Genomic DNA, 17,840 nt, shown 5'->3' on the forward strand with positions numbered 1-17,840 from the left:
CATTCAAAATAGCTATCACAAATCGACAAAAATTGCCCAAATCGCTGAGCAATTAGGAAAACGTGAATCGAAAATCCAGATGAAAGGACTGATCGGTTCCTCGCTCTCATTTGTGATTGAAGCGCTTTTCAGCAAAACGGACTTACCTTATTTGCTAATTTTTCAGGACAAGGAAGAAGCCGCCTATTATCTGAACGATCTGGAAAACCTGATTAACGATCAGGACGTATTGTTCTATCCCGGTTCCTATCGTCGTCCGTATCAGATCGAAGAAACTGACAACGCCAATGTTTTGCTCCGCGCCGAAGTGCTGAACCGTATCAATTCGCGCAAAAAACCGGCTATTATTGTTACTTATCCCGATGCACTTTTTGAAAAAGTGGTTACCCGAAAAGAATTGGACAAAAATACGCTCAAAGTAGCCGTTAGCGATTCCATTTCCATCGATTTCATTAACGAAGTCTTGTTTGAATACAACTTCAAACGTGTGGATTTTGTTTCCGAACCAGGGGAGTTTTCCATGCGAGGCGGAATTATCGACGTGTTTTCGTTTTCCAATGACAATCCGTACCGAATCGAATTTTTCGGCAATGAAGTGGATTCCATCCGTAGTTTTGATGTGGAAACACAACTTTCCATCGAAAAACAGAAGAAGATCACCATCATTCCGAATGTTGAAAATAAATTCCTGAAAGAAAATCGCGAAAGTTTTCTGGATTATATTAATCCGCAAACCGTACTGTTCCTTCAGAATACTGATTCGCTGTTATCGCAATTAGACAAACTATTCGGCAAAGCCAATGAAGCCTTCGAGAAATTATCGAAAGATATTCAGCACGCTTCGCCCGACTCCATGTTCCTGAACCAGCAGGCCTTTGTAAAAAAAGCGTTGGATTTCACGCTGGTGGAACTGGCGTCCAAACCGATTTTCAGAACCGAAAAAACGTTTGAATTCCATACCCAGCCACAACCTTCGTTCAACAAACAGTTTGATCTGCTTTTGAACAACCTGAACGACAATCATTTTAACGGGATCAAAAACTATTTGTTCTGCTCCAACGACGGACAGGCAAAGCGTTTCCACGATATTTTCGAAAGTCTTGACGAAGCCAATCATGAAAACCTCAGAAAACAATACCATACCATTGTTTTTTCGCTGTTTCAGGGGTTCATCGACGACGAAAACCAGATTGCGTGTTATACCGACCATCAGATTTTTGAACGTTACCACAAGTTCAATCTGAAAAACGGTTATTCGAAAAAGCAAACCATCACTTTAAAGGAACTCACCACTCTTTCCGTTGGCGATTACGTAACGCATATCGATCACGGAATCGGTAAATTTGGCGGTCTGCAGAAAATCCAGGTCGAAGGCAAAACACAGGAAGCCATTAAGTTGGTCTACGCCGATAACGACATCGTGTATGTGAGTATTCACTCCTTACACAAAATCTCTAAATACAACGGTAAAGACGGCGCGCCTCCAAAAATTTACAAATTGGGATCCAGCGCCTGGAAAACCTTAAAACAAAAAACCAAGGCGCGTGTAAAACACATTGCCTTCAATCTTATTCAATTATACGCAAAACGCCGTCTGGACAAAGGATTTGCCTTTTCACCCGACAGCTATTTGCAAGCCGAATTGGAATCGTCCTTCATATACGAAGACACACCCGATCAGCTGAAAGCGACTCAGGAAGTAAAAACCGACATGGAAAACGACCGTCCTATGGACCGCCTGGTTTGTGGCGACGTTGGTTTCGGAAAGACCGAAGTGGCCATTCGTGCTGCTTTTAAGGCTGTTGACAACGGAAAACAGGTTGCCGTTTTGGTTCCGACGACTATTTTAGCGTTTCAGCATTATAAAACCTTCCGCGAACGTCTGAAAGATATGCCCGTGAGTGTGGGTTATATCAACCGCTTCCGATCGGCTAAACAAAAAGCAGAAACCCTGAAACAGCTTGAAGACGGAAAACTCGACATTCTAATCGGAACCCATCAGTTGGTAAACAAAAATGTGCTTTTCAAAGATTTGGGCTTACTGATTGTCGACGAGGAACAGAAATTCGGCGTAAACGTAAAAGACAAGCTGAAAACCATCGCACATAATGTGGACACTCTTACACTGACCGCGACTCCGATTCCAAGAACGCTTCAATTTTCTTTGATGGCCGCCAGGGATTTATCGGTAATTACCACGCCTCCACCCAACCGTTACCCGATAGAAACCCAAGTGGTCGGATTTAACGAAGAAGTGATCCGAGATGCGATTTCGTATGAGATTGAACGCGGCGGTCAGGTGTATTTTATCAACAACCGCATTGAGAACATCAAAGAAATTGCGGGAATGATCCAGCGTTTGGTTCCAGGTGCTAAAGTTGGTGTGGGCCATGGCCAGATGGATGGTAAAAAACTGGAAGAACTGATGTTGGCTTTCATGGACGGTGAATTTGATGTTTTAGTAGCCACAACCATCATTGAAAGTGGTTTGGACGTACCAAATGCCAATACGATTTTTATCAACAATGCCAATAATTTCGGTTTGTCGGATTTGCACCAGATGCGTGGGCGTGTGGGACGTAGCAATAAAAAAGCATTCTGTTATTTCATCTGTCCGCCGTACTCAGCCATGACGGACGAAGCACGAAAACGAATCCAGGCTTTGGAACAGTTCAGTGAATTGGGCAGCGGTTTCAATATTGCCATGAAAGATTTGGAAATTCGCGGTGCAGGAGATTTGTTGGGAGGTGAACAAAGTGGTTTCATCAATGACATCGGTTTTGACACCTATCAGAAAATCATGAACGAAGCGATTGAGGAACTGAAGGAAAACGAATTTAAGGATTTGTATCCCGAAGAAAACGACATCGAAACCAAGGAATACGTCAAAGACATTCAGATTGACACCGATTTCGAACTGTTGTTCCCGGACGAATACATCAACAATATCTCGGAACGACTGAACCTGTATAACGAATTAAGCATAATCAAAACGGAAGAAGTGCTTCAGCAGTACGAACAAAAACTGATTGACCGTTTCGGTACCTTGCCAAAACAGGCGGTGGCCTTGTTAAACAGCATCCGCATCAAATGGAAAGCGACCCATATCGGAATTGAGAAACTGGTACTGAAACAGGGAAAAATGGTAGGCTATTTTGTTTCCGACCAGCAATCGGATTTCTACCAGTCCGCAAAATTCATGAAAGTGTTACAATTCGTGCAGCAAAACGGAAATCTCTGCAAAATGAAAGAGAAAGAAACCAAAAACGGCTTGCGACTGTTGCTGACCTTTGAAAATGTAAAATCAGTAAAACGCGCCTTAGAGCTAATCGAATCGATATAAAAAAAGCCTCATATCTGAGGCTTTTCTATTTTTATATCCGAGTAATACTTCAAAAGAAACTCGGTTGAACTATCGTGAGGTTTTGAATTTCCGCTTGTGATCTCATCCAATATGGTGTTGGCCAGTTGTTTTCCATATTCCACGCCAAACTGATCATAACTGAAGATATTCCAGATAACACCCTGCACAAATATCTTATGCTCATACATCGCAATCAACGATCCAAGCGTTTGTGGCGTCAATTTTCGTATAAGCAAGGTGTTTGTTGGTTTGTTACCTTTAAAGACCTTAAAAGGAATTAAAAACTCATTCTCAGCACTCTTTATAGTTACGTCCTCCTCGGCTTTTCCTAAAAGCAACGCTTCCGTTTGGGCAAAAAAATTGGACATCAGTTTATTGTGCTGTTCCTCATTGCCGTGAAGCGATTCGATAAAACCAATAAAATCACAAGGTATCAATTTTGTTCCTTGGTGAATTAACTGGAAAAACGCATGTTGTGCATTGCTTCCCGGTTCTCCCCAAATGATGTTTCCAGTCTGGTAGTTAACAGGTGTTCCGTCACGGTCCACTCGTTTACCGTTACTCTCCATAAATGCCTGCTGCAGGTATGGTGCTAACTTTTTAAGATATTGTGAATACGGGATGACCGCCTCGGTTTCACATCCGAAGAAATTATTGTACCAAACGCTCAACAAGGCTAAAAGTACAGGGATATTCTCTTCAAAAGAAGCCGTCTCAAAATGCTCGTCCATCAAACGGGCGCCTTCCAGCAATTCTTCAAAATTTTCGAAGCCGATTGATAATGCGACAGACAAACCTACGGCACTCCACATTGAAAAACGGCCGCCCACCCAATCCCACATAGGGAATGTGTTTTCCGGAGAAATGCCGAATTTGGTTACTTCCTGAATATTGGTCGAAACCGCTACGAAGTGTTTGGCTACTGCTTCCGTATTGGCCGATTGCAAAAACCATTTTTTCAATGCTGTAGCATTCGAAATCGTTTCCTGAGTGGTGAACGTTTTTGAAACCACAATAAACAAAGTGGTCTCGGGGTCTAAATTTTTGATGCTTTCCGCAACATGGTCGCCGTCTATGTTGGAAATAAAATGCAGCTTCAAATGGTTTTTGTAAAACTGTAACGCTTCCACAGCCATATCCGGACCTAGATCAGAACCACCAATACCGATGTTAACAACATCTGTAATGGCTTTTCCTGTATATCCTGTTCGATTTCCGGAAATAACGGATTCGCAAAAGGACTTAATTTTTTTCTGTACTTCCTCGATTTCAGGGATGATATTCTTCTTGTCAATCAAAAGCGATTTTTCCGAAGAACGCAAGGCAGTATGTAAAGCCGCTCTGTTTTCGGTCACATTGATTTTATCCCCTGAGAAGTACTTCTGAATGGCATCTTTAAGATTGATTTCTTCTGTTAATTCCAAAAGCAGCGCAAGCGTTTCCGAATTGATGCGGTTCTTGGAGTAATCCAATAAGAATTCACCCCAATGAATATGAAATCTATCAGTTCTCTCCGGATCATTGGAGAACATTTCCCGCATGCAGGCATGCTCCATCACGGAAAAATGATCCTGCAATTTCTTCCAAGCCTTAGTTGTTGTAGGATTTGTGTTTATCAGCGCCATTATTCTGCAAATTTAGCTAATGAAACACTATCTAGCTCCTTTTTTAACGGAGTTGTTTCGGCAATGAATCGCGCTTTGTATTTTGGATTCATAGGTTCCGAATTTGGTAATTTCTGACGTAAAGGATCTACCTGAATTCCATTTTTCCAGAAACGGTAACAAACATGGGGTCCGGTAGCCAGACCTGTGCTTCCTACCTTACCGATTACCTGTCCCTGTTGTACATGCTGACCTTGTCGCACAAGGATCTTTGACATGTGCAGGTATTGGGTGGTATAGGTCCCGTTGTGTTTAACTTTCACGAAATTTCCGTTACCACCGGTGTATCCTGTTTGGATCACAGTCCCGGAGGCTGTGGTCATGATCGGCGTTCCGGTCGCTGCTGCGTAATCCGTTCCATTGTGTGCTTTCCAGCGCAACTGAACCGGATGAAAACGGCTTTTGGCAAAACGCGAAGTAATATTTACGAATTTTAGCGGCGCTTTGAGGAACATGTTTTTAAGGACTTTTCCTTCTTCGTCGAAATAATCCACTCTTTTGGAATTCTCATCCTGTTTGAATGGGAACGCATAAATCTTCTTCCCTTTGTACTCAAAATAGGAAGCTTCTATGCTTTCCACGCCAAGGTATTCGCCTCCTTCAAGATATTTTTCATTAAGAATAACTGCAAACTTGTCACCCTTCTGAATTTTAAAGAAGTCGATAGACCACGCATAAATTTTGGATAATTCCGGTGCTAAACCGGGCGAAACTCCTGCACGGCTTAACGTGCTGGAAACCGAACCGTCAATAGCAGCCGCAATGGCTCTGCGTTTAATAACTACCGGACGTTCTTTTTTATAAACCAATGGAATGGAGTCACGCAAATCCACGACATAATAACTCATCTTATCGGGCTGATAGATGAATACTTTTAAGTCGTTGGGCGCTGTTTTATTTTGAAGTAAGGTAAATGGTTTTCCTATCCGGATGTCGCGAACATCGAAAGAGTCTTTTACTTTTTCGTTGATCTGATGCACTCTAGCTGCATCAAATCCCTGTTCTCCCAATATTTTACCGAAACTGTCTCCTGATTGTATCGTATCATGAACTACTTTGAAATCGTTCAGTTTGAATCCGAATTCAACGATGATTTTTTCTTTTGGGGCTTCGGTTTTTTTTGTTCCTTCTTTTTCTTCTTTTTTGTTACAAGCAAATAATATTAATGATAATAATATGATTGTGACGTATCTCAATTTAGTTGGTTTAGGTTGGTTATTTTGTTATTCTCCCCATTTTTCCAATTCTTCTTTCGACCAAAGTTCGGGAAAAAATATCCTTCTTTGGTATTTTGGCAACATATATTTTTTCCAGTCGCTTCCGCCGGTAGCCTCATGATTACCGGGAACACTTTCGATATACTTTACAGCTGCATTGTAATGACCCATTACCCAAGTGATATTTACTGTTCTGTCGTAATGACGCATAGCGGCTATCAAATCGGCGTTTTTCTGATCCGCTTCCGGCAATTGTCTGAATTTCTGCCAAAGGTTTTTCTGGTTGTATTCCTCCATAAACGCAAGGAATTCCGGCTTGTATTTCTTCTCGAATCCTTTTAACAAGTATGATTTTTCGCCCGTTGCATAATCTTTTCCTCCCGCTTGCCAGTACAAATGCTCTAAGGCATGCTCATACGGTGTATTGCGATCGATCGTAGCTCTGAAACGGCGATCGATAAGATTGATCAGATCGGTTGATGCGAATTCGATCAAACGATATTGTGCACTTTGGAAACCGCTCGCCGGTGTCAATGTGTTTCTGAATTTCAGATACTGTTCAGGTTCCATTCCGTCACCCATGATATCGAAAGAGGTAGTAAGCATATTGAAGTAACGGCTGATTCGATTAAGTCTTTCAGCAAAAAACTTCGTTGTTAACGTCTCAGCATTGGAAACCTGTTCAATTTCCCACAAAATCATTTTGAACAACAACTCGTTTATCTGATGGTACATGATAAAAACCATTTCATCCGGTAACGTAGTTCGCTGAATCTGCAAATTCAAAAGAGCATCCGTTTGTATGTAGTCCCAATACGTGATTGGTTTAGCCCATAAAAGACCTTCTAAATGCGTGTCTGTTTTTTGATTTATTGCTTTGAATTTTTCATCAATATGATTCAGGGTGTTCTGAATTTCCGGTGTAATTTCCATTATTGTTTTTTTACTTTAACCTTAAAAGAGTTTTTTAATCCTTTGAATCCATCCAAATCGGCTTTTAACGAACCTACTGCCAAACTCGCTTTTATACGGATCGGCATTTTATTATCGTCATCCGAAATCCAAACGGTTAAGCTTTCCTGCTCCTTAAACACCCTTCCGGACTGTACATAAGGCCTGAAAACCATGGTTGGGATTGTTCCGAATTTTGTTTCAATATCTTCTCTTCCGATGTACTTAAGTTTGAATTTATACACCTCATCATCAAAGAACATATCGATTACAATCGACTCGCCCGGAGTCAACTTATCTATTTTCGGATGGTTTCTTAAATAATAAAACGAAGATACAATATCCTGAACATTTTCAGGCACGGTAAATGTTTTTTCGGTATTATTTTTATAATCTTTAACAAGTACCGAATTTTTTGTTTGATTAAAAAAGCCTTCCTGATTTTTTGTATATCCGCCCTCATCGATCTTACGAAGGTACTGATAAGGCTTACCGGTTTCTTTATCGAACATGCTTTGATAATCATCGGAGACTTTGAAGAAGAATTTAGTCATGCCGACTGTATAGCCCTTTCCGACAACATGATGCACTTTTCTGTTATTCCGAACGGCTTCGCGGATTTCTAACGTTGCAAAGCCGGCATTTACCAATCCGTAATGGATTCGGAACTTAAAAAATTCACCTGTCGTAAAAGCATCCTCCTGCCTTGACGTCGTAAAAGAGGCGGCAAATGCCAGCAAACAAACTAAGGACAGAAGTAATATACCTTTTTTCATTGGTCAAATTTTATGCGATTTAAAACCTTCCTCGCAATTATTATTCCAAATTTAGGAAAACAAAAAAACTCAGTCAAAAAAATGACTGAGTTTTTATGCTATTAACCAACCAAAAAACTATAAATTATGAAAAATTTACTTACTCCAATGAGGGCTTATGACTTCCTCATTTTCGCAGTGCAAAAGTAGTTGGTTTTATTGCAGAATTGCAACTCAAATTTCAACTTTAACACAACATTAGCAAAAAACAAGCCTTCAAAAAGTTCATTTTTGCATTATTCGTAATAAAAGTATAATTTTTATAACGTTCCTCGCAATTCTTGTTCTCTTTCAATGGATTCAAATAGGGCTTTAAAATTACCTGCACCGAAGCCTTTTGCACCCATTCGCTGGATAATCTCGAAGAAAAGTGTCGGACGGTCTTCCACCGGTTTGGTAAAAATCTGCAACAGGTAACCTTCTTCATCGGCATCGATCATGATCCCCAATTTTTGCAGTTCATGAATATCTTCCTTGAATTTATTCATATGATCTTTCAATCGCTCCGGAATCGCGTCATAATACGCTTGAGGCGGTGTGCTCAAGAATTCTACGCCTCTTGAACGCATATCGGCAACCGTTTTGATAATATCATCGGTCGCTACTGCAATATGCTGAACGCCTTCATCTTCGTAAAAATCCAAGTATTCTTCAATTTGCGAACGCTTTTTACCTTCTGCCGGTTCATTGATCGGGAATTTGATGCGTCCGTTTCCGTTTGACATCACTTTCGACATCAATGCAGAATACTCAGTAGTAATTTGTTTGTCATCGAAAGAAAGAAAATTCACAAATCCCATCACATCTTCAAACCATTTTACAGCCTCATTCATTCGGTTCCACCCCGTATTTCCAACCATGTGGTCTATATATTTTAGTCCAACCGGTTCCGGATTGTAGTCCGATTTCCATTCACTATATCCAGGTAAAAAGATTCCGTTATAATTTTTGCGTTCTACAAAAACAAAAACCGTCTCTCCGTAAGCACCGTAGATTCCGGCACGCACTACTTCACCATTTTCATCTTTTTCAACAACCGGTTCAAAATAAGATTTTGCTCCGCGTTTTGTAGTTTCTTCATACGCCGAACGCGCATCTTCCACCCAAAGTGCAATAACTTTAACCCCGTCTCCGTGTTTTTTCACATGCTCACCGATTGGTGAATTACTGTTTAAAGCGGTTGTTAGTACTAAACGAATTTTGTCCTGTTTTAAAACATAAGAAGCCCTGTCTTTCACTCCTGTTTCCAATCCGGCGTAGGCCAACGACTGGAATCCGAAAGCGGTTTTATAAAAATGGGCCGCCTGTTTTGCATTACCTACGTAAAACTCTACATAATCGGTTCCCATTAACGGAAGGAAGTCTTGTGCTCCTTCAAAAATTTTTTCTAATCCGTATTCTACTGATTTTATTTCTTCTGACATGATGTTTTATTTGAAAATTAATAAAATTTGAAGATTTGAAAATTGTCAAATCCCATAACGAAAATTCAGAACGGCCAAACTACTACCGTTCCAAATTTTCAAATTTGTAAATTAATCTAGCCAGGATTGGTAATATTGCTCGTCGGCAATTTTCATGGCGTCTTCCGTAACCATCAAAGGTTTAAAAGTATCAACCATTACAGCCAATTCCTGTGTTTCTGTTTTTCCGATACTTCTTTCGGTAGCCCCTGGGTGCGGTCCGTGTGGAATTCCGGCCGGGTGCAATGAAATATGACCTGCTTCGATGTCATTTCGGCTCATGAAATCACCATCCACATAATATAAAACCTCATCAGAGTCGATATTACTGTGGTTATAAGGTGCCGGGATCGACTGCGGATGATAATCATACAAACGCGGCACGAAGGAACATACAACGAACGCATCGGTTTCGAAAGTCTGATGTACCGGAGGCGGTTGGTGGATTCTTCCCGTAATCGGTTCGAAGTCATGAATGGAAAGCGCATAAGGATAATTGAAACCGTCGTAGCCAATAACATCAAACGGATGCGTCGCATAAACCATTTCAAAAATCTCATCTTTCTTTTTCACCTTGATGATGAATTCACCTTTCTCGTTGTGTGTTTCCAGTTCTTCCGGACGACGGATGTCTCTTTCACAGAACGGCGAATGCTCTAACAACTGACCGAACCAGTTCCTGTAGCGTTTCGGAGTGTAAATAGGGCGCCTTGACTCAACGATGAACAAACGGTTATCGTCGGTATCGAAGTCGATTTTATAGATCATTCCGCGAGGCACGATCAGATAATCTCCATATTTGAAATCAAGATTCCCTAACATGGTTCTTAATTTCCCGGTTCCTCTGTGGATGAAGATCATTTCATCGGCATCGGTATTCTTATAGAAATAATCGCGTGTGGATTCTTTCGGAGCGGCTAAAATAATCGTACAGTCACTATTTGTCAGCACAGCTTTTCGGCTTTCCAGATAATCGTTAATCTGTGGCACCTGAAATCCGCGAAGGCGGTAAGACTGAATGTTATTTGCTTTGGCAATTTTTGGAGCTACGCTGTATTGTTTGCGGATTTCCTTTACCTGGGTTGGGCGGTGTTCGTGGTACATGTTGGTGTACATCCCATCAAAACCGATGGTCCCGAACAACTGCTCATAATACAAATCACCGTTCTCTTTACGGAATTGTATGTGTCTTTTATGTGGAATTTTTCCAAGTTTATGATAAAATGGCATTTTTTATTTGTTTAAAGTTCAACGTTAGTTTGAAAACCCCGCTCATACCAAACAAAAAGCGCTCACTCAGGATTTCTCTTGATGAGGAACTTAAGATGCGCTAATAAACCCGTCCAATGCTTATTCATATACTTTACAAATATCGGAAAAAATACGATTTGTTAAACAGTGCAGTCACACTTTTAAAAAACACAAAAGGATTAAAAAGTTACCTTTTTAATCCTTTTGCTCTATCTTGAGAACTTACTTTCCGTTATTCAGCTTACTGTTCTTTCTACTGTATCCGAAATAGATCACACATCCGATGATCATCCAGGCAATCAGTCGCAACCAGTTTGGCCAACCTAATCCGTAAACCATTGCCAAACACACCAACACTCCTAAAACAGGAACGAATGGAACAAATGGCGTCTTGAATTCACGTTTCATCTCCGGATTGGTCTTACGCAACACAATTACTGAAATACAAACAAGGATGAAAGCGAATAATGTTCCGATACTTGTCATATCTCCAACAATATCTCCAGGCACAAAAGCGGCGAACAAACCAACGATTACGAAAATAATCATGTTAGCTTTATAAGGTGTTTTGTATTTCGGATGTACTTCGCTGAATACTTTCGGCAACAAACCATCGTTACCCATTGAATAGAATACACGTGACTGACCTAAAAGCATCACAAGGATTACCGAAGAGAAACCAGCTAAAATAGCCACGGTTACAAACTGTCCTAACCATTCATATCCTACCATGTATTTGTTGATTGCATATGCTACCGATGCCTCACCACCTTCACCTCTGAAATCTTCAACATTAGCTACTCCGGTTAATACGTGAGCAAAAAGGATATATAAAACAGTACATACTGCTAATGACCCTAAAATACCTATTGGCATATCTTTCTTAGGATTTTTAGTTTCCTGAGCCGCAGTCGAAACCGCATCAAAACCGATAAACGCGAAGAAAACGGTACCGGCAGCACCTAAAATCCCCATGATTCCACCGAAATTATGATCTAGCCCCTGATGATCCGTATAAATCGTTGCTTTCGGAATGTAATGCTCATGGTTTGCCGGATTGATGAATTGCCATCCTAAAACAATAATCATTACTACAATAGCTACTTTAAGCACTACAATGATTCCGTTAACGAAAGCCGATTCCTGTGTTCCTCTGATCAACAATAAACTTAAAGCCCCTACAATGAAAAGCGCCGGCAGATTGATGATTCCGCTTACCCCGTCTGCGGAATGCTGAAATGGCGAGTGACACCATTCATAAGGTATCGGACTGGTATGCAAGACATTGACCAGTAAATTATTGAGGTATTCGCTCCAGGCGATTCCCACAGTTGCCGCTCCCACGGCGTATTCTAAAATCAAATCCCAACCGATTACCCAGGCTAAAAATTCACCCATGGTTGCATACGTATACGTGTAAGCACTTCCCGCGATTGGAATGGAAGAAGATAATTCCGCATAACAAAGTCCTGCCAAGGCACATCCTACAGCTGCCACGATAAAACCAATCGTCACAGAAGGACCGGCGTTGTTTGCCGCCGCAGCAGCAGTTCTAACAAATAATCCCGCTCCGATAATCGCACCGATTCCAAGTGCTACCAAAGTCCAGGCAGTAAGCGTTCTTTTTAACCCTTTTTCCGAATCCGAAGCTTCGGCCAATAAAGAATTAATAGATTTTCTTTTCCAAATTGACATATCTATAGTTTTGGTAATTTTATGTCCCCAAAAATAGAATTTTTTTGAAACATTGCTGCAAAAAAATGAAATTAAAACAAGAAAAGAGGTGATTGCTTGCAATAAACCACTAAAACCAGAACCCTACACTGATCCAGGTAAAGTGATCTCTCGTTTCAGGAGACCAAGTGTGTTTTAATTCGATGGGACCGATAAGTGTTTCCAATCCGTAGCCGACCGCATAACCCGAGTACGTCGGATGTGTAATCCAGCTGCCATCTTCAAAAATAGCATTCCCCACATTAGCGAAGTTAGCATAAAAGTTCAAATGATTTTTTTTATAAAACTCGAGATCACATCCTACTTCGCCCTTTACGTAACTATCGCCCGGGATGCTAAGAAAATCATAGCCGTAAAAATGACGGAAGTTATTAACCATGTTGTAGCCATATCCTCCCAAAACGAAATCATGAAAAGGAACCGTTCGTTCCCCTATGGCAAATCCGCCTTCCGACTGGATTTTAAAAGCCACCCCTTTGAAAAAACTGTGCACCAACTCGATATCTGCTTTGGCAATGGAAAACGGCTCAAAGTTGTTAGTATAATTGGTCGAATACAAAAACGATTTGAAATCCCCCAGGAAATGCCATCCTCTTGTCGCAAAATGATTTTTATCTTTTGAATCAAACTTCATGTAACCGTACAAAGAAAAATACCCGCTGTTTTCAATAACCGAATCGGAATTTTCCAACGCATCCGATTCAATCTTAAGGATTTTCCATTCCCCTCCACCGCCAATAAGGAATATTTGGGCGAAAATGGTTTGGGCAAATACCTGATTAGTGAAATCCAAATAAGAAAGAGGAATCGAATGCACGCTCAAATCCTTCAAAGCTTTTCCGTCGCTGTAATCCACCAAACTGTTCTTGTTGAATTGGTTCAGGTAGGAATTCACCCCAAAGCTCCACTGAAAACCATTATCATAGTAATAATTCAGATTGTATCTGAAATTGTCTCCCAGAATGAAATCTACCGAAAAATTGTCATTCTTAAAAAAGACTTTTTTCTGGGTCACATTCACCAAAGCCGCACTTTTATACAAACCATCGTAATGGATACTGAACTTCAGATAGCGTTTAATTGGATTTTCTTTTAATTCCAATACCATCTGCTCACCCTCATCGTCATTCTTATCGAAATAATAGGCAATCGAGCTGAAATTTTGTGTCGAACTTAAATTTCCAATCCCGTCGCTCAGTTTCTGAAAAGTAACGGCCGAATTGTTTTTAAATCTTAATTTCCCTAACACGTAAGGTCGCGTATAATTATTAAGATCGCTCACCTTCAGATTATCAATAGTGATCGTATCAGTCAATTTTGTCGCATAAATTTTCTGCGGCACCTTTTTTGGATTTTCACCGTATTTGGCCAAAATTTCATATACCGCAAAAGCCGCATCTTCCCCTTTTTTGATAATTTCTTGACCTAAGTCAAAAGAAATAACGGAATAGCCGGTAACATCGGGCTTTATGTAGATGTCGGTAGCATTTCTTTTCTCGCTCATCTTCTCGATCATGCTGAAATTGGCAATCTGCGCCATCACTCCGGTAGCTCCGCCGATTCTGGTCCTGTCTTTCAAACCTTCCTGAACATCAACTCCGATAATGATATCTGCTCCCATGCGCTTAACTTCTTCGATGGGATAATTGTTGGTCACACCGCCGTCTATCAAAAGTCTTCCATCGATTTCAACCGGAGTATACAGGGAAGGAAAGGCACCACTGGCCAAAATCGCCTTGGGCAAGATTCCGTTTCGGATCACCACTTCTTCACCGGTTTCGATATCGGTTGCTATACACACGTAGGGAATCGGAAGTTGGTTGAAATCGCGAACGTAACGCACATGATTCGTCAGCCTGCTAAGCAGATTGTAATTATACATTCCTTTGGAAAGCGCCGGAGGAGCACCAATTTTGAAATTATTGAAAGGCAGCATCAAAGCATACATTTCATCATTCCGTTTCTCGAAAAAACTTTTGGAAGTTCGCGGAATATAATCCTGTAGTAAAGCATCCGGATCGGCTACTTTGAAAATGGAATCCAACTGATGTGCCGTATATCCCGCCGCATACAATCCGCCGACAATAGCTCCCATACTGGTCCCACCGATATAATCAATCTTTACGCCTGCTTCTTCCAACACTTTCAGGACACCGATATGCGCGAGACCTTTTGCGCCTCCTCCGCTCAAAACCAGCCCAATTTTAGGCCTTTTAGGCTGAACAACAGTATCCTGGGCGATAGCGGTCGTAGATACCAAACAAAAAGCAATCACCAATAATTGATATGCAAATAAAAAGCAGCTCTTTCTGCTACCCTCAACTTTTTGGCTTTTGGCTGGTGCCTGAATCTGCATACCGTTATTCGTTTTTGTAAAATTCGACAATTTTTTTTGCTTTTGAAAGACCTATGACGTCAGAAATTTCTTTTTCTGTCGCCATTTTTAGTCGTTTCACCGATTTAAAGTGCAAAATCAGTGCCTGCATCGTTTTTTCTCCGATTCCGGGAATACTTTCGATCGACGAATTTAAAGCGGCCTTGCTTCGTTTGTCGCGATGGAAGGTAATACCGAAACGGTGTGCTTCATTTCGCAGTTGCTGAATAATTTTAAGCGTTTCCGACTTCTTATCCAGATAGAGCGGTACCGAATCACCCGGATAAAATAATTCTTCCAAACGCTTGGCAATACCAATAATAGTAATTTTTCCTCGCAGACCCAAATCATCAATGCTTTTCAATGCGGAAGACAATTGTCCTTTTCCACCGTCTATGATGATCAGTTGCGGCAGGGGCTGATTCTCGTCCAGCAATCGGCGGTATCTTCTGTAAACCACTTCTTCCATGGAAGCGAAGTCATTAGGACCTTCCACGGTTTTGATGTTGAAATGACGGTAGTCCTTCTTGCTCGGCTTTCCGTCCTTAAAAACCACACAGGCCGAAACCGGATTCGTTCCCTGAATATTGGAATTATCAAAGCATTCAATATGGCGGGGTTCCACCGGAAGGCGTAAATCCTTCTGCATCTGAGCCATGATACGGTTTGTATGCCGGTCCGGATCTACTATTTTAATCTGTTTCAGCTGATCCATTCGGTAAAACTTGGCATTGCGTTCCGACAGGTCGAGAATCTGTTTTTTGTCGCCCAGTTTGGGAACGGTCACTTTTATTTTTTCACCAAAATTCAATTCAAAGGGCAATATAATTTCTTTGGAATTCAGATGAAAACGCTCGCGCAATTCCACCACAGCCAATTCCAAAAGTTCTTGGTCGCTTTCTTCCAGCTTTTTTTTGATTTCCATCGTATGTGATCGGATAATGGCCCCATGGGAAATCTGTAAAAAGTTCACGTAGGCCATGCTCTCATCAGATACGATTGAAAACACATCGATACTGGAGATCTTCGGATTCAGGATGGTTGATCGTGCCTGGTAATTTTCCAGAACCTCGATCTTTTCCTTTATTTTCTGGGCTTCTTCGAACTTCATTTCCATTGCCAGTTCCCCCATCAGTTTTTTAAAATCCTTTAAGCTTTCCCTAAAATTCCCTTTGAGGATTTCACGGATGGCCTGCACCTGTTTTTCGTAATTCGTAATCGTTTCAAACCCTTCGCACGGACCTTTGCAATTCCCGATATGATATTCCAGGCAAACCTTGAACTTTCCGCTGTCGATGTTGGCTTTGCTCAAGTCATAATTACAGGTTCGCAACGGATACAATTCTTTAATCAGCTCCAAGATCGTATGTACGGTCTTAAAACTGGTATAAGGTCCGAAATACTCCGAACCGTCCTTAATCATTTTGCGGGTGGAAAATATGCGCGGAAACCTTTCATTCTTAATGCAGATCCATGGATAGGTTTTATCATCACGCAGCAATACATTATAGCGGGGCTGCAATTTTTTTATCAGATTGTTTTCCAGCAGAAGTGCATCGGTTTCAGTCGGAACAACAATATGTCTTATGGACACTATTTTCTTAACCAGCACATTGGTTTTGGCATTATCGTGTACTTTATTGAAATAAGAAGCGACCCTTTTTTTCAGACTCTTGGCCTTTCCCACATAAAGGATTTTCCCTTCCTTGTCGTAATACTGATACACTCCCGGATTATCGGGCAGGGTTTGGATTTGGAGTTCTAAAGCGGAAAGCGACATTTTATGGAATTGTCGGATTAAAAATTCGAATGTTGTTCAAATTTACAAATTCATTTGACACAAAAAACGTATAAACATGCTATAATCCCATAATTTTTACATTAAAAAATGATTCTTTTGGAAATTTCTTTCGTTGGAAAAAAATATACTGCTTTCACTAGTGTCTTTTCATCGTCGCTTAAAAATCACAATTCGTGATCCATAATTTATAATTATTACTATTTTAGCGTTTTAACTGACTATGAACTACCGCAATAACATTCTGAAAATACTAAAAGAAGAGATCTTACCCGGAGAAAGCAAGACCATCAACATGGAAATTGCCACACTCCACACCATGACAAAGCTCAAGATTCCGATTATTGTGGAACGTTCCAAGCTGCCGGGTCCGACGGTTTTACTTTCAGCCGGACTCCATGGCGATGAAATCAACGGGATCGAGATCGTGCGTCAGCTGATCGTAAAGAAAATCAACAAACCAAAGACCGGAACCATCATCTGCATTCCGATTATCAATGTATTCGGATTCGTAAACCAAACCCGAGAATTTCCCGATGGCCGTGATTTGAACAGGGTCTTTCCGGGAAGTAAAACCGGTTCACTGGCCAGTCGTTTTGCCTACTATCTGTTAAAAGAAATTATTCCGCACGTGGATTATGCCATCGATTTTCATGCCGGAGGAGCAGCCCGATTCAATGCGGCTCAAATCCGAATCGCGCCCAACAACCCGGAACTGCAGGATTTGGCTGCGGTGTTTAACGCACCGTTTACGCTTTATTCCAATAACATTACCGGTTCCTTCAGAAATTCGTGTGACAAACTGGGCGTAAAAATGCTGTTGTTTGAAGGCGGTAAATCCATCGACATCAACGAAGACATCACGCAACGGGGCATTGAAGGCGCCAAACGCGTTTTGGAACATTTAGGCATGCTGGGCAATCGGAAAAAAGCGCATCCGGCAGAAACCAACAGTATTTACATAACCAAATCCTCATGGATCCGAGCCAAATATTCCGGTCTGTTCCACGGGTATACTGCCATTGGAAGTTATGTGGAAAGAGGACAACTTCTGGCCACCATTTCCGATCCCTACGGAAAAATCGAACACAAGATGAAAGCGCCAAACGCCGGATATATTATCAATGTAAATGAAGCACCGATCGTGTATCAGGGGGATGCCATCTACCATATTTCAACGGAACTGGAAAAATAAAACCTAACAATTAT

Annotated in this window: 11 protein-coding genes; 2 read left to right on the top strand and 9 right to left on the bottom strand. The window is 41.1% G+C overall.

From position 1 onward, the window contains the following. Window positions 1–79 precede the first annotated feature (79 nt). Window positions 80–3,343: a transcription-repair coupling factor gene (gene mfd / locus AC3E9U_RS14995; RefSeq protein ID WP_488747802.1), complete on the top strand. Its 3,264-nt coding sequence runs from the start codon at window positions 80–82 to the stop codon at window positions 3,341–3,343. Between the two features lie 8 nt (window positions 3,344–3,351). Here mfd and pgi read toward each other — a convergent pair whose 3' ends face one another. The 9 genes from pgi to uvrC all read right to left on the bottom strand — a co-directional run bounded on the left by pgi (window position 3,352) and on the right by uvrC (window position 16,613). After that, window positions 3,352–4,989: a glucose-6-phosphate isomerase gene (gene pgi / locus AC3E9U_RS15000; RefSeq protein WP_488747739.1), complete on the bottom strand. Its 1,638-nt coding sequence runs from the start codon at window positions 4,987–4,989 to the stop codon at window positions 3,352–3,354. Further along, complete coding sequence (locus AC3E9U_RS15005) at window positions 4,989–6,224, bottom strand: peptidoglycan DD-metalloendopeptidase family protein (protein WP_488747740.1); 1,236 nt, start codon at window positions 6,222–6,224, stop codon at window positions 4,989–4,991. Before AC3E9U_RS15005 ends, pgi begins: the two co-directional genes overlap by 1 nt. Window positions 6,225–6,251: 27 nt before the next feature. Continuing rightward, the gene (locus AC3E9U_RS15010; RefSeq protein ID WP_488747741.1) at window positions 6,252–7,178 is read right to left on the bottom strand and encodes a tryptophan 2,3-dioxygenase family protein; all 927 of its coding nucleotides are present in this window, start codon (window positions 7,176–7,178) and stop codon (window positions 6,252–6,254) included. Continuing rightward, complete coding sequence (locus AC3E9U_RS15015; protein ID WP_488747742.1) at window positions 7,178–7,972, bottom strand: DUF3108 domain-containing protein; 795 nt, start codon at window positions 7,970–7,972, stop codon at window positions 7,178–7,180. The genes AC3E9U_RS15010 and AC3E9U_RS15015 overlap by 1 nt, the downstream gene beginning before the upstream one ends. A 299-nt stretch (window positions 7,973–8,271) precedes the next feature. Then, the gene (hppD, locus tag AC3E9U_RS15020) at window positions 8,272–9,435 is read right to left on the bottom strand and encodes a 4-hydroxyphenylpyruvate dioxygenase (protein WP_488747743.1); all 1,164 of its coding nucleotides are present in this window, start codon (window positions 9,433–9,435) and stop codon (window positions 8,272–8,274) included. Between the two features lie 111 nt (window positions 9,436–9,546). Then, window positions 9,547–10,704 (bottom strand): homogentisate 1,2-dioxygenase, encoded by a 1,158-nt coding sequence (locus AC3E9U_RS15025; protein ID WP_488747744.1) that lies wholly within the window; start codon window positions 10,702–10,704, stop codon window positions 9,547–9,549. 243 nt (window positions 10,705–10,947) lie between these two features. Further along, window positions 10,948–12,420 carry an amino acid permease gene (locus tag AC3E9U_RS15030; RefSeq protein WP_488747745.1) on the bottom strand — a complete coding sequence of 491 codons (1,473 nt, stop codon included), beginning with the start codon at window positions 12,418–12,420 and terminating at the stop codon, window positions 10,948–10,950. A gap of 109 nt (window positions 12,421–12,529) precedes the next feature. After that, complete coding sequence (locus AC3E9U_RS15035) at window positions 12,530–14,845, bottom strand: patatin-like phospholipase family protein (protein ID WP_488747746.1); 2,316 nt, start codon at window positions 14,843–14,845, stop codon at window positions 12,530–12,532. Further along, complete coding sequence (gene uvrC, locus AC3E9U_RS15040; protein ID WP_488747747.1) at window positions 14,820–16,613, bottom strand: excinuclease ABC subunit UvrC; 1,794 nt, start codon at window positions 16,611–16,613, stop codon at window positions 14,820–14,822. Before uvrC ends, AC3E9U_RS15035 begins: the two co-directional genes overlap by 26 nt. Before the next feature lie 241 nt (window positions 16,614–16,854). Between uvrC and AC3E9U_RS15045 the strand changes: the two genes are divergently transcribed. After that, entirely contained in the window at window positions 16,855–17,826 is a 972-nt protein-coding gene (locus AC3E9U_RS15045) for a succinylglutamate desuccinylase/aspartoacylase family protein (RefSeq protein WP_488747748.1), read from the top strand. The last annotated feature ends 14 nt before the right edge of the window (window positions 17,827–17,840 follow it).

The sequence above is a fragment of the Flavobacterium sp. 21.1 genome, from assembly GCF_057801535.1.

What these genes read in the sequence shown, in the direction of transcription:
- mfd (WP_488747802.1), top strand. Translation starts at nt 80, where the DNA reads ATGAAAGGACTGATCGGTTCCTCGCTCTCATTTGTGATTGAAGCGCTT.
- pgi (WP_488747739.1), bottom strand. Translation starts at nt 4,989, where the DNA reads ATGGCGCTGATAAACACAAATCCTACAACAACTAAGGCTTGGAAGAAA.
- AC3E9U_RS15010 (WP_488747741.1), bottom strand. Translation starts at nt 7,178, where the DNA reads ATGGAAATTACACCGGAAATTCAGAACACCCTGAATCATATTGATGAA.
- AC3E9U_RS15015 (WP_488747742.1), bottom strand. Translation starts at nt 7,972, where the DNA reads ATGAAAAAAGGTATATTACTTCTGTCCTTAGTTTGTTTGCTGGCATTT.
- hppD (WP_488747743.1), bottom strand. Translation starts at nt 9,435, where the DNA reads ATGTCAGAAGAAATAAAATCAGTAGAATACGGATTAGAAAAAATTTTT.
- AC3E9U_RS15025 (WP_488747744.1), bottom strand. Translation starts at nt 10,704, where the DNA reads ATGCCATTTTATCATAAACTTGGAAAAATTCCACATAAAAGACACATA.
- AC3E9U_RS15030 (WP_488747745.1), bottom strand. Translation starts at nt 12,420, where the DNA reads ATGTCAATTTGGAAAAGAAAATCTATTAATTCTTTATTGGCCGAAGCT.
- uvrC (WP_488747747.1), bottom strand. Translation starts at nt 16,613, where the DNA reads ATGTCGCTTTCCGCTTTAGAACTCCAAATCCAAACCCTGCCCGATAAT.
- AC3E9U_RS15045 (WP_488747748.1), top strand. Translation starts at nt 16,855, where the DNA reads ATGAACTACCGCAATAACATTCTGAAAATACTAAAAGAAGAGATCTTA.